The 12,034-nt window shown below is 28.9% G+C and carries 14 protein-coding genes and 1 tRNA gene; 5 read left to right on the forward strand and 10 right to left on the reverse strand.

Annotated elements, in window-relative coordinates:
* Positions 1 to 148: 148 nt before the first annotated feature.
* The 8 genes from deoC to ARA56_RS15735 form a co-directional block, all read right to left on the reverse strand.
* The gene (gene deoC / locus ARA56_RS15700; RefSeq protein WP_055268391.1) at positions 149 to 823 is read right to left on the reverse strand and encodes a deoxyribose-phosphate aldolase; all 675 of its coding nucleotides are present in this window, start codon (positions 821 to 823) and stop codon (positions 149 to 151) included.
* Between the two features lie 141 nt (positions 824 to 964).
* A complete protein-coding gene (locus ARA56_RS15705; protein ID WP_055268393.1) occupies positions 965 to 2,011 on the reverse strand; it encodes a DNA polymerase IV in 1,047 nt (348 codons plus the stop codon).
* Between the two features lie 9 nt (positions 2,012 to 2,020).
* Positions 2,021 to 2,971 carry a DUF4003 family protein gene (locus ARA56_RS15710; RefSeq protein WP_055268395.1) on the reverse strand — a complete coding sequence of 317 codons (951 nt, stop codon included), beginning with the start codon at positions 2,969 to 2,971 and terminating at the stop codon, positions 2,021 to 2,023.
* 204 nt (positions 2,972 to 3,175) lie between these two features.
* Positions 3,176 to 3,505 carry a hypothetical protein gene (locus tag ARA56_RS15715; protein ID WP_055268397.1) on the reverse strand — a complete coding sequence of 110 codons (330 nt, stop codon included), beginning with the start codon at positions 3,503 to 3,505 and terminating at the stop codon, positions 3,176 to 3,178.
* Between the two features lie 127 nt (positions 3,506 to 3,632).
* Positions 3,633 to 4,286 carry an anthrax toxin lethal factor-related metalloendopeptidase gene (locus tag ARA56_RS15720; RefSeq protein ID WP_148315784.1) on the reverse strand — a complete coding sequence of 218 codons (654 nt, stop codon included), beginning with the start codon at positions 4,284 to 4,286 and terminating at the stop codon, positions 3,633 to 3,635.
* 295 nt (positions 4,287 to 4,581) lie between these two features.
* Positions 4,582 to 5,580: a GGGtGRT protein gene (locus ARA56_RS15725; protein ID WP_055268401.1), complete on the reverse strand. Its 999-nt coding sequence runs from the start codon at positions 5,578 to 5,580 to the stop codon at positions 4,582 to 4,584.
* Positions 5,581 to 5,601: 21 nt separating this feature from the next.
* Positions 5,602 to 6,294 carry an iron-sulfur cluster assembly scaffold protein gene (locus ARA56_RS15730; RefSeq protein WP_055268403.1) on the reverse strand — a complete coding sequence of 231 codons (693 nt, stop codon included), beginning with the start codon at positions 6,292 to 6,294 and terminating at the stop codon, positions 5,602 to 5,604.
* A 229-nt stretch (positions 6,295 to 6,523) separates the two neighbouring features.
* Positions 6,524 to 7,342 carry a ZIP family metal transporter gene (locus ARA56_RS15735; RefSeq protein ID WP_055268405.1) on the reverse strand — a complete coding sequence of 273 codons (819 nt, stop codon included), beginning with the start codon at positions 7,340 to 7,342 and terminating at the stop codon, positions 6,524 to 6,526.
* A gap of 189 nt (positions 7,343 to 7,531) precedes the next feature.
* Between ARA56_RS15735 and ARA56_RS15740 the strand changes: the two genes are divergently transcribed.
* Positions 7,532 to 7,614: transfer RNA gene (locus tag ARA56_RS15740), tRNA-Leu, on the forward strand.
* Between the two features lie 199 nt (positions 7,615 to 7,813).
* Entirely contained in the window at positions 7,814 to 8,677 is an 864-nt protein-coding gene (locus tag ARA56_RS15745) for a S66 family peptidase (protein ID WP_055268407.1), read from the forward strand.
* Positions 8,678 to 8,822: 145 nt separating this feature from the next.
* Here ARA56_RS15745 and ARA56_RS15750 read toward each other — a convergent pair whose 3' ends face one another.
* Positions 8,823 to 9,044, reverse strand: coding sequence for a hypothetical protein (locus ARA56_RS15750; protein WP_055268409.1), 222 nt, complete (start codon positions 9,042 to 9,044; stop codon positions 8,823 to 8,825).
* A 66-nt stretch (positions 9,045 to 9,110) separates the two neighbouring features.
* Positions 9,111 to 9,854, reverse strand: a complete 744-nt coding sequence (locus ARA56_RS15755; RefSeq protein WP_055268411.1) for an N-acetylmuramoyl-L-alanine amidase — start codon at positions 9,852 to 9,854, stop codon at positions 9,111 to 9,113.
* Positions 9,855 to 10,043: 189 nt separating this feature from the next.
* Here ARA56_RS15755 and ARA56_RS15760 point away from each other — a divergent pair, with 189 nt between their 5' ends.
* The 3 genes from ARA56_RS15760 to ARA56_RS15770 are packed head-to-tail and all read left to right on the forward strand — an operon-like array spanning position 10,044 to position 11,912.
* The gene (locus ARA56_RS15760; RefSeq protein ID WP_055268412.1) at positions 10,044 to 10,418 is read left to right on the forward strand and encodes a GntR family transcriptional regulator; all 375 of its coding nucleotides are present in this window, start codon (positions 10,044 to 10,046) and stop codon (positions 10,416 to 10,418) included.
* A gap of 2 nt (positions 10,419 to 10,420) precedes the next feature.
* The gene (locus ARA56_RS15765) at positions 10,421 to 11,272 is read left to right on the forward strand and encodes an ABC transporter ATP-binding protein (RefSeq protein WP_055268414.1); all 852 of its coding nucleotides are present in this window, start codon (positions 10,421 to 10,423) and stop codon (positions 11,270 to 11,272) included.
* A 4-nt stretch (positions 11,273 to 11,276) separates the two neighbouring features.
* Positions 11,277 to 11,912 carry an ABC-2 transporter permease gene (locus ARA56_RS15770; protein WP_055268416.1) on the forward strand — a complete coding sequence of 212 codons (636 nt, stop codon included), beginning with the start codon at positions 11,277 to 11,279 and terminating at the stop codon, positions 11,910 to 11,912.
* Positions 11,913 to 12,034 lie beyond the last annotated feature (122 nt).

Genomic DNA, 12,034 nt, shown 5'->3' on the forward strand with positions numbered 1-12,034 from the left:
ATTACCTCCAATAGTGCTATTATCTATATTATAACACTATTTGTAAATTATATGCACATATCAACATTATTGTCTAACAGAGCCTATTTTTAAAATAAAAAGAACCACTATTTAAAGTGATTCCTTTTTGATATTTTTATATTTATTTTTAGTACGTAGAATTTGATTCTTTTCCTTCACAAATAGCTATTGATGCAGATGCACCTATTCTTGTAGCTCCATTCTCTATCATAGTTAAAGCATCTTCTCTACTTCTTACTCCACCAGATGCTTTTACTCCCATATCTGGACCTACAGTTTCTCTCATAAGTTTTATATCGTGAGCAGTTGCCCCACCTTTTGAGAATCCTGTAGATGTCTTAACAAAATCTGCTCCAGCTTCTTTTGATAATTCACAAGCTATAACCTTCTCTTCATCTGTTAAAAGGCAAGTTTCTATTATAACTTTAGTTAATGCTTTTCCTTTTGCAGCATTTACTACAGCTTGTATATCATTTTTAACGTATGCTAAATCTCTTTCTTTTAATTTTCCAACATTTATAACCATATCAACTTCAGTTGCACCCTTTTTTATAGCATCTTCAGTTTCAAATGCCTTAACCTCTGTTGTTGTTGCTCCTAAAGGAAATCCTATTACAGTACAAACCTTAACTGGTGTTCCTTCTAAAATTGTAGCAGCTTTAGCTACCATAGATGGATTTACACATACTGATGCAAAATTATATTTAACTGCTTCTTTACAAAGTTCCATAATTTCTGCTTCAGTTGCTTCTGGCTTTAAAATTGTATGATCTATCATTCTTGCAATATTTATATTTTCCATACTATACCTCCAAAAATAAATGATGTATTCTAATTACTAATTATAATCTACAATATGTAAAATGAAAAGCATTTATTCAACAATTACAGTAATGCATATTTTAATTATTATACTGTATAATTAAACAAATTTTAGAAATTCTTAAAATAATGTTAATTGCTCAACCTTTTCTTCTTTTATACTACTTACAGTTAATCCTATTAATCTTATAGTTTCACTAAATACTTCTTCTTCAATTATTTCAGTAGCAACACTATAGATATCTTCAGCTTTATTAATATAATATAAAAGCGTTTTACTCCTAGTATGATTTATAAAAGAACTAGTTTTATATTTAACTGTAACAGTCTTAATAAATATATTCTTCTGCTGTAAATAATTACTTATCTGTAAACTAAAATCTTCAATATACCTCTTTAACTCTTCTTTATCATCGGTATCAGATTTTAAAGTAGTTTCTTTTCCATAAGATTTTCTATCTCTATTTGGTGTAACAGCTCTATTATCTATTCCTCTAATTCTATTATAAATATCTATACCATACTTTCCAAAATACTCTATAAAAAACTCCTTAGGATGAGCATATAAATCTTCAATTTTATACATTCCCATATTATTTAAACGTCTAACAGATTTTTGTCCTAGTCCATAAATTTTAGATATAGATAAGGGTTTTAATATTTCTGGAATCATATCTTCAGTAATAACCATTATTCCATTAGGCTTATTCCAATCTGAAGCAAGCTTAGCTAAAAATTTATTATATGATATACCTATAGATAATGTTAGTCCTACCTCTTTATATACTCTTTTTTTGATATATAAAGCAGCCTCTTTATAATCTTCAAATCTGCTATTTGTGATATCTAAATATGCCTCATCTATTGAAAGAGGCTCTACTAAAGGTGTTATTTCTCTAAATATATTAAAAATTTGTGCAGATACCTCTTTATATCTCCAATATCTACCTCTTAAATATATTCCTTGAGGACATAACTTTTGAGCCATAAATATAGGCATTGCAGACTTAACCCCATATTTTCTTGCTTCATATGAACATGTTGATACTACACCTCTTTCACTTACTCCTCCAACTATTACAGGTTTACCTTTTAATTTTGGATTGTCTCTTTGTTCTACCGATGCAAAAAATGCATCCATATCAACATGTAATATTATCTTGTCCATATCTACCACCTAGTTTAATACTTCTGAAAACATACCTTTATTTTTACTATTTATAAAAGATAATATTCCATGCGCTAATAACTCATCTATATAAACCTTATTTTCTGAATTATTGCAAAAAGCAATTATTGAAATAGCTATTATAGTTCTAAAACCTTTATCTATATAATATTCGTATTCACTTTCTTGATCACATAGCTCTTCGATTACACCTTCTACTAAATCAACATTTCTTCTCGGATTAATATTGTATAGTATTCCTATAAGCGGTAAAAACTGATTAGCAATCTTTATGTTTCTTTTTTCTAGTTGTTGAATAAACTCTACGCTTCTATACATATGACCTGATGAACCGTTTAAAAGTATTGCATTAGCTAAACCTTGAATTCCATTTTTAGATCTTATATTAGCATCTGCAATATGCTCAAAAACATTTTCTACAAAGTCATTTATAACGTCTGGCTCAATATCATTTAATGCCCATAAAGCACAAACTAAATAATCATCATCTTGTGTTATATTATAATATTTTTCTTTTAGAACATAATAAGTATCTAGCATCTTCTGTACTAATACTTCTTTATCTTTATCTCTTCCATATCTAGCTAAAACGTACGCAGTAAGAGCCAAATGAGCTCCTTCTACAAATTTTTCTTCTAATATATTCATGTAGTCAAACATATTTTGAATCAATTCTTCTTCTATACTCTTATCTAAAGATGCAATAAGTATTGATATTAAATACAGAACATCTCCTCTAAAAATAGACAGCCTTGGTGTTGCTGCTTTTATATACTTTCTAATTTCTTTAATTCTTTCAACTGGTATTTCACTCTCATAATGCGAAAATACTAATGATGCAAAATGGTTTAATAAATCTCCATCATTTCTTAATTCCATCCTTGCAATTTTATAATTGTTAACAGTTAAATTAATTCTATTTAAAATGAAATTTTCCATTATTTTTTACCTCTCCTCATTGGCAATTATCAATAAAAATTTAATTACTTCTACATTATACTATAAAATAGTGTCAATTTTATATCAAAATGATATATGTCATAAATTAATATACTTATATTAATTAAATTACTTAATACCATTAAACAGTATCATAATTAAAAAGGCTACTTAGTAAATTAAATAGCCTTATACATATATATCCTAAACTCGGATACCTTTGAGATTTAAAGATACTTTTAATTGAAACTTCAAATCATCACTTATTTTATTATCTCCATTTATTAAATTATAAAACTCAATAAAAGTATCCATATATTCTGTGGAATTTTGAATCTTTGGTAATCCATCAATATCACGTATATATTGATATACAAGGTCATTGCTTATATCATTGGAGAATTTTTCCCTGTAGAAATTTATCATTCTCTTATACTTTTTATAAATATTATATTTTTGAGAAGTTGTTATTCGAACTATAACTATAATTGCAACTACTAGTAGAAAAATACCAACCAATAAATATTTCCACACTTAGTTATCACTCCTCTTCTTATAATTTTCTAGGAGTATATAAATTACTGCCTAATATATTATATTCACTTTAACAATTTTTTCTATATTTTTTTATAATTATTCTAAATTATTAACTAAAAAAAATTCAATATTCACTTTTTATCCCTTTTTCTTTAAAATATTTTTGAATGAATTTATACGTTTCTGTTTCTTCTGGTAAAGTTCCTAAAACATACATGGAAAAGCACTGTGCAAAATACTCTTCTGAATTTACTTTTATATACTCATACTTAACATTAAAATTGCGATAATAGAATTTTTCACCATCAGGAAATATTAAATCCTTTTCACTTTCATATATTTTTCTAAATTTACATGTATCTGATAGTTTTATAAATGGTAATTCATTATAACTTATAGCATGTCCAATCTCATGAAGCAAAACCACTTCATTACTGTAAGTCTTCTGTATTGTAATAGTCTTGCTTCTATGAGAATATTTTGATGTAACTCTTCCATATTCACTATTCTCGCCTATATCATCTGTGGTAGTAATAGTTATTCCTATTCTATATAATTTTCTAATTAACTCTTCTGGAACTCTTCTCAAAGTTTCTTCTATATTAAAATACACAGGTTCAATCATATCCTCAGATTTTAATTCATTTATCATTTCATCAACTGAAATATTCTTATCCCTGTAGTTATATATCTCTGTTATTGATGGACATAATAATATTATTGTGATAGCCCAAAATACCATATATATTAATTGTAATCTTATAATTTTTTTCATCATATTTACCTTCAAAAACATATTTTTATAAATAATATGAAAAAAAAACATTATTTAGACTTGCGGAGCACTTTGTTTATTCATATATAAGATTACTTTTAAAATATACTATATTTACCTTAACAAATACTTAATACATCTCCTACTTCATAGGTGTTATTCATATTTAATTGTATAAATTTCAATTATTAATCTTTACTCTATATTTTTAGATAAAAAATAAACCTCGTTAATTATTTAAAATCAACGAGGTTTATCTTTTATATTAAAATTCTAATATCTCTATCTGAATTTTTTATTATTTTGCGTGTTCTTCAACAGCAACAGCAACAGCAACTGTCATACCAACCATTGGGTTGTTACCAGCACCGATTAATCCCATCATTTCTACGTGAGCAGGAACTGATGATGATCCAGCGAATTGTGCATCTGAGTGCATTCTTCCCATAGTATCAGTCATACCGTAAGAAGCTGGACCTGCAGCCATGTTATCTGGGTGAAGAGTTCTACCAGTACCACCACCTGATGCAACTGAGAAGTACTTCTTACCTGCTTCTACACATTCTTTCTTGTATGTTCCAGCAACTGGGTGTTGGAATCTTGTTGGGTTAGTTGAGTTACCAGTGATTGATACGTCAACACCTTCGTGATGCATTATAGCAACACCTTCTCTAACGTCGTTTGAACCGTAGCAGTTAACCTTAGCTCTTGGACCGTTTGAGTATGCTTTTGATTGAACAACTTCTAATTTTCCTGTGAAGAAATCGAATTTAGTTTCAACATAAGTGAATCCGTTTATTCTTGAAATTATCTTAGCAGCATCTTTTCCAAGACCGTTTAAGATAACTCTTAATGGTTCTTTTCTTACTTTGTTAGCTTTTTCAGCTATTTTGATTGCCCCTTCAGCAGCTGCGAATGATTCGTGTCCTGCTAAGAATGCGAAACATTTAGTTTCTTCTCTTAAAAGCATAGCTCCTAAGTTACCGTGTCCTAAACCAACTTTTCTGTCATCAGCAACAGATCCTGGGATACAGAAAGCTTGTAACCCTTCTCCGATAGCTTCAGCAGCATCAGCAGCCTTTGTGCAACCTTTCTTTATAGCGATTGCTGCACCTAAAACGTAAGCCCAAGCAGCATTTTCGAATGCGATTGGTTGAGTTTCTTTAACAATTGTATATGGATCTATTCCGTATGCATCACATACAGCCTTAGCATCTTCTAATGTTTTCATTCCGTATTTTTCTAATACTGGAGTGATTTGTCCTATTCTTCTTTCATAACTTTCAAATAATGCCATGATTAAATTCCTCCTTACAAATTATTCGTGTCTTGGATCGATTAATTTAACAGCGTCAGCAACTCTTCCGTATTGTCCTGCAGCTTTTTCTAATGCTTCATTAGCATCCATTCCCTTACCGATCATTTCCATCATTTTTCCTAGGTGAACGAACTTGTAACCGATGATTTCATTATCTTCATCTAAAGCGATTTTAGTAATGTATCCTTCAGCCATTTCTAAGTATCTTGGTCCCTTATCTAAAGTTCCGTAAGTAGTACCAACTTGAGATCTTAATCCCTTACCTAAGTCTTCTAAACCAGCTCCTATTGGTAGTCCACCTTCAGAGAAAGCAGTTTGAGATCTTCCGTATACGATTTGTAAGAATAATTCTCTCATTGCTGTATTTATAGCATCACAAACTAAGTCTGTGTTTAAAGCTTCTAATATAGTTCTTCCTGGTAATATTTCTGAAGCCATAGCTGCAGAGTGAGTCATACCTGAACATCCTATTGTTTCTACTAATGCTTCTTGGATAACTCCATCTTTAACATTTAAAGTTAACTTACATCCACCTTGTTGTGGCGCACACCATCCGATACCGTGAGTTAATCCTGAAATGTCTGATATTTGAGTAGCTTGTACCCATCTTCCTTCTACTGGAATTGGAGCACATGCGTGATTTGCGCCTTTAGCAACAACGCACATTTCTTCAACTTCTTTTGAATACATCATATTATATTTCTCCTCCCTAATTTATAAATCATTTAGCTTGTCCGATTAAAGCCAAATTTAATAACTGGGTCAAAATCCATCCCTATGGGATAAATCTATCCTACATCTAATATAATAACAGATGTAAGTCTATGTAACAAGAATATATTATATTTTTTTCTATAATAATTCAATTTAACTGTAAAAAAAAGTGGATTTACCCACTTTTTTTTAGATATTTTTATTTAAATTATCCTAATGCAACATCTAATATCATCATTGTTATAAATCCAACTATTAACCCTATTGTTGTCAAATTTTTATTTTCTATAGAAGCTTCAGGCAATAATTCTGACCCTACTACTGCTACCATAGCTCCTGCCGAAAAAGCTAATAAAAAAGGTAACATGCTTCTTACAGTAATCGCTGCTACAGCACCAAGAACTCCAGCTACAGGCTCTACTAATCCTGAAAATTGTCCATAAAGAAAACTCTTACCTACTGATAACCCATCTCTTCTTAGAGGAAGTGATACTGCAGCACCTTCCGGAAAGTTTTGAAGTCCAATACCTAATGCTAAAGTAATCGCAGCACCTATTGAAGCACTTGGAATTCCCGCTGCTACACCACCAAAAGCAACTCCTACAGCTAACCCCTCTGGTATATTGTGAAGAGTAACAGCTGTAACTAACAATATGCTCTTTTTATATTTTTTAGCTATTGAATCAACACTTGTTTCATCACTTTTAGTAATAACACCATAAGAATACTTGTCCATCATTTTATCAGCCAATATTATAAATACTCCTCCTGCAAAAAATCCAATTGCAGGTAACATCCATTCACTATAGCCAAGTTCTGTACATAACTCTATAGAAGGATTTAATAATGACCAGAAACTTGCGGCTACCATTACACCAGCACCAAAACCTAACATAGTATTTAGTATTCTTCTATCAACACTTTTAAAGAAAAATACTAAACCAGCACCTAATGCTGTAATAGCCCATGTAAAAATTGTTGCAAATAAACCTTGTAAAACTGGATTTAAATTCATAAACCATTCCATACCTTAGTTTTCCCTTCTAATAACACATAGTTCTACTTATAAACAATATATTGCAAATTACTACAATTAGTTCCTATATTCCGTCTAGTTAACTACTAATTTTAAAAAGATATTTGACTATTTATAAAAATATAAATTTATTGACAATAGTATATGGTATATGTTAACATTATTGATGTAGATTATTGAGTCGGCATGGCGGAACTGGCAGACGCACATGACTCAAAATCATGCGGGAAACCGTGAGGGTTCGATTCCCTCTGCCGGCACCATTTACCAAAACGCAAAAAAGTCAAGCGTTGAAAACACTAGGTTTTCACGTTTGACTTTTTTTGTTTTTATCATTTATCCACTTCCTTTTCTTATATTATCTCTAATATTTTTATAATCTAGCAAAAATTAATTTATAAAGTTTCAAATTTAAACTATACTATTATTAATTAAATTTAACTTAAATATAAGGAGGCTAACATGTCGTTACTACAAAAAGGTGATAAAGTTGGTATAGTTGCTTGTTCAAATGGTCAGTCACTTTTAAATAAAGAACGTATAAATGAACTTTTAAAAACTCTTAAATCTATAAACTTAAATCCAATATGTTCTGACTATATTTATGCTAAAAACTCTATTTTTAATGGATCTGCTAAGGAAAAAGGTGAAAGTTTTATGTCCTTATACAGAAATATCGAAATTAAAGCTATATTTGACATTTCTGGTGGTGACTTAGCTAATGAAGTACTTCCATACTTAGATTACGAATTTATTTCTAAAAATCCAAAGCCAGTATTTGGCTATAGTGATGTAACTACTGTATTGAATGCTATTAATTCACAGGCTTCAATTCCTACATATCTTTATCAAATTAGAAATCTAATATACGATTTTAAAGAGATGCAACAAACAAATTTTGAGAATAGTGTCTTCAATGATAAAAATGACTTATTTAATTTTTCTTATAACTTTATTCAAGGTGAAAAAATTGAAGGTATTGTAGTTGGTGGTAATATTCGCTGTCTTTTAAAATTAGCAGGTACAAAATACATGCCTGATTTTACAGGAAAAGTACTATTTTTAGAAAGTATGGGTGGAGAAGCCGCTCTTATGTCTGCTTTTTTAAATCAACTTAAGCAATTAGGAGTATTTGACAAAATTAACGGTTTAATTCTTGGAACCTTTAGTAAAATGCAAGAAAATAATATTTCACCATCTATAACAGAACTTGCACTAAGTATAATAGACAACCCTACACTCCCTATAGCTAAAACAGAAGAAATAGGCCATAGTAGTAATTCAAAATCTATAATAATAGGTAAAAATATTGTTCTTATAAAATAAAAGAGAGTTGTACCATCACAACTCCCTTTTATTATTATTTCATATTATTTTATTCTATATCATCATCTTTCTTTTTCTTAGTAATTGTAAATCTACTTTTAATTACAAAAAAAGATTATACTAATAAAGAATCATCTATAAAATTTTAAACTTCTATTAATTTATACTTTTTACTTTCTAAGCCCAGCTTTACTGCATAATCTATGCATACTTTCCAGTAAGTTTCTCGATGAGTATTTTTAAAATGATTATTAAAATCATTATTATGCTTATGTCTTTGCTCATCTAAATAGCTTTCTTGTAAAACACTCTGACTATTTACTATATCAGCATAAGCTTTATCTAATGCTACCGGACCATATGACACAAGAATTCCTATATCTGAAGTTATAGCTATATCATTTTCACTATGACAATCTTATTTATTTTAAAATTAAGATTTATAAATATCTACAAAAATGCCTGAATATCCTTTAGTTTCCAATTCCTTTTTTCTTTGTTCTGCATTTGATTTTTCTTTAAAACTTCCACAAATAACTCTATAATACACATCTTCAGTTATAGATGGCTCTCCTGGTTTAGATAGTTCTATCCCACAAATTTTAGCGATATATTGCGCTATTAAAAAGCCTATCTTATCTATATTAGCTTGAATCTTTTTCAAATCACTTGTATCAATAAAACCAACTTCAATTATAGCTAATGATATTCCAAGCCCCCAAGCATATCTTATTTCTTTGTAATAATCTGTATAATCTAAAGTTATCCCATCACTTCTCAAATATATTTTCCCAGTATTATAATCTCTTGATTTAACTCCTCTATTTGCTATACCTAAAGTCTCAGAAATATTTTTAACTAGATTAAAGTCCTCTGTTAAATACTTTTCTCTTGATGGAACAAATATCTCTGTACCTGTTCCTCCTCCAGCATTAATATGAACTGATATGCCTGCCTTAGCTGCATATATATTTCCATCTAAATCATTATCCGCATAATTATTTTCATCTCTATGAATAGATAATGCTGTAGTTTTCAAATAATTAATTGCTGTTGTTACTATTTTGTCTGCTAAATCATTTTCCCTTACTGTTCCATAAACAGCTCCTGGATCATAAACTCCTGTTTTCTCACTAATTCCATGTCCTTCAAAAATGAAAGAATTATAAGTTACCATTTCCCTTCACTCCCTTCAAAGTAAAAATGTATTAATTTTTATTATGTTACATTTAAAAAATATGTTAAACTTCTTTAATTTTACTCCTTTAAAATTTTATAATTTTTAATATTCTTATTGACCTACTATCACAATAGTGATACTATGTGTGTATAATAGATATACACACTTAGGTACGGAGGTGTACATTTGGATATTATTATTAGTAATTCCTCGCCAATAGCACTATATGAGCAAATAGAAAACCAACTTAAAAGTCAGATACTTAATGGTAAATTAAAACCCGGTGATCCTCTTCCTTCTATAAGAACATTAGCTAGAGAGCTAAAGGTAAGTATAATAACTTCAAAAAGGGCTTATGAAGAATTAGAAAAAGATGGATTTATACAAACTGTTGTAGGTAAGGGAACTTTTGTTTCTGGTGCTAATTCAGAAAGATTAAAAGAAGCTGCTATGGCAGAAATGGAAAGCAAATTAGAAGAATTAATAATTTCAGCAAAATCTCTAGGATTATCTTTAGAAGAATGTATTGAGATATTTAAAAGTATTTATGAGGAGGTATAAATATGAATGCTATTAAAATTAAAAATTTACAAAAAGACTATAAGGATTTTTCACTAAATATAAAAGAATTAAATGTTCCTACTGGATATATTACAGGTTTCATAGGGCCTAACGGTTCTGGAAAAACAACTACTATTAAATCTATTTTAGGAATGGTTAAACCTACTAATGGAAATATAGAGGTTCTTGATTGTGACATTTCTAAAGATATAAAAATTAAACAAGATATAGCCTATGTTGGAGATGTATCTGGTTTTTTAGAAGAAAGTAAAATATCTAGTCTTCATAAAGTAATTTCAAATTTTTATTCAAATTGGGATGAAGAGCTATATAAAAAATACATTAATGAATTCAAAGTAAATGAAGATAAAGCATATAAAGATCTTTCAAAAGGACAAAAAAAGCAATTTGAACTTATTATGGCTTTAAGTCATCATCCAAAGCTTCTTATTATGGATGAACCAACTTCTAGCTTAGACCCACTTATAAGAAATGATTTTCTAGAATTGATGCAACGTCATATGGAACTTGATAATATGACAGTTTTTTATTCAACCCATATTACTACTGACTTAGATAAAGCTGCTGATTATGTTGTAATGATTTATAATGGCAATATAATTCTTCAAGATGAAAAAGATTCAATATTAGAAAATCACATTATAGTTAAAATCAAAAAAGACCTTTTAGATAATAATCTTCGAAAAGAATTTATTTCTTTAAAAGAAAATTCTTTTAGCTTCGAAGGTCTTATGAGTAATAAAGATAAGGCATATGAACTTTTCGGTGATGAAGCTATTTATGAAAAATGTACTCTAGAAGATATATTAATGTATTATACAAGGAGGGCTTAATGATATGAAAAATTTAATAAATTTACTTAAACTTCAATACAATTCACTTTTTGCATTAAAGAAAAGCTTATTAATTCTTGTAGTTATGGCTATATTTTTTGCAGTATTTCAGCCATTTATGATAGTTTTTGCAGGTGCTATGTTTTTAATGATTTCATGTTATTCTTTAGTCTTCTATGAAGAAAGAAGTAAAATGAACTATTTAATATATTCTCTTCCTATAACTACTAATGAGTATATTTTATCTAAATATATTTTTGGTTTATTAAATACAATTATATCTATGGGAATATCAGTACTTTTAGCTTCAATAATAAAATTTATTGGATATAGCTCTGATGTAAACTCTATGCCGATATATGCTATAGCTCTTTCCACATTATCTATAGGCATATTTTTCTTAGCAATAGTTCAGCCAGCTGCTTTATTACTAGGAACTGAAAAAGGAAGATATATACTTGTATTTTTAGCAGTACTTCCTATTACTTTTTCTACTTCATTAGTTCAATTATTACCTGAAATAAATATAACTATTAGTCCAACTATGATAGGAATATTAATAGTCCTAGCTTCAATAACAATACTATTAGCTTCATATTTTATTACATGTAATAGATTTTCAAAAAAAGAAGTATCCTAGAAAAATATTATATGTCAATACAAAAGGGGCTGTATCAAAAAAAATTTGATATTTGCCGATAAAGAAAAGGAAGTTCGAATTTGAACTTCCTTTTTTGCGCATAGTAATAATATGAAAAACTT

This window comes from Clostridium disporicum, assembly GCF_001405015.1.
GTDB classification, from domain to species: domain Bacteria; phylum Bacillota; class Clostridia; order Clostridiales; family Clostridiaceae; genus Clostridium; species Clostridium disporicum_B.

Bases quoted from the DNA above. Each gene is read 5' to 3' on its own strand.
- ARA56_RS15705 (WP_055268393.1), bottom strand. From the start codon at position 2,011: ATGGACAAGATAATATTACATGTTGATATGGATGCATTTTTTGCATCG.
- ARA56_RS15765 (WP_055268414.1), top strand. From the start codon at position 10,421: ATGAATGCTATTAAAATTAAAAATTTACAAAAAGACTATAAGGATTTT.
- ARA56_RS15755 (WP_055268411.1), bottom strand. From the start codon at position 9,854: ATGGTAACTTATAATTCTTTCATTTTTGAAGGACATGGAATTAGTGAG.
- ARA56_RS15710 (WP_055268395.1), bottom strand. From the start codon at position 2,971: ATGGAAAATTTCATTTTAAATAGAATTAATTTAACTGTTAACAATTAT.
- ARA56_RS15735 (WP_055268405.1), bottom strand. From the start codon at position 7,342: ATGGAATGGTTTATGAATTTAAATCCAGTTTTACAAGGTTTATTTGCA.
- ARA56_RS15730 (WP_055268403.1), bottom strand. From the start codon at position 6,294: ATGATGTATTCAAAAGAAGTTGAAGAAATGTGCGTTGTTGCTAAAGGC.
- ARA56_RS15720 (WP_148315784.1), bottom strand. From the start codon at position 4,286: ATGATGAAAAAAATTATAAGATTACAATTAATATATATGGTATTTTGG.
- ARA56_RS15770 (WP_055268416.1), top strand. From the start codon at position 11,277: ATGAAAAATTTAATAAATTTACTTAAACTTCAATACAATTCACTTTTT.
- ARA56_RS15725 (WP_055268401.1), bottom strand. From the start codon at position 5,580: ATGGCATTATTTGAAAGTTATGAAAGAAGAATAGGACAAATCACTCCA.
- deoC (WP_055268391.1), bottom strand. From the start codon at position 823: ATGGAAAATATAAATATTGCAAGAATGATAGATCATACAATTTTAAAG.
- ARA56_RS15745 (WP_055268407.1), top strand. From the start codon at position 7,814: ATGTCGTTACTACAAAAAGGTGATAAAGTTGGTATAGTTGCTTGTTCA.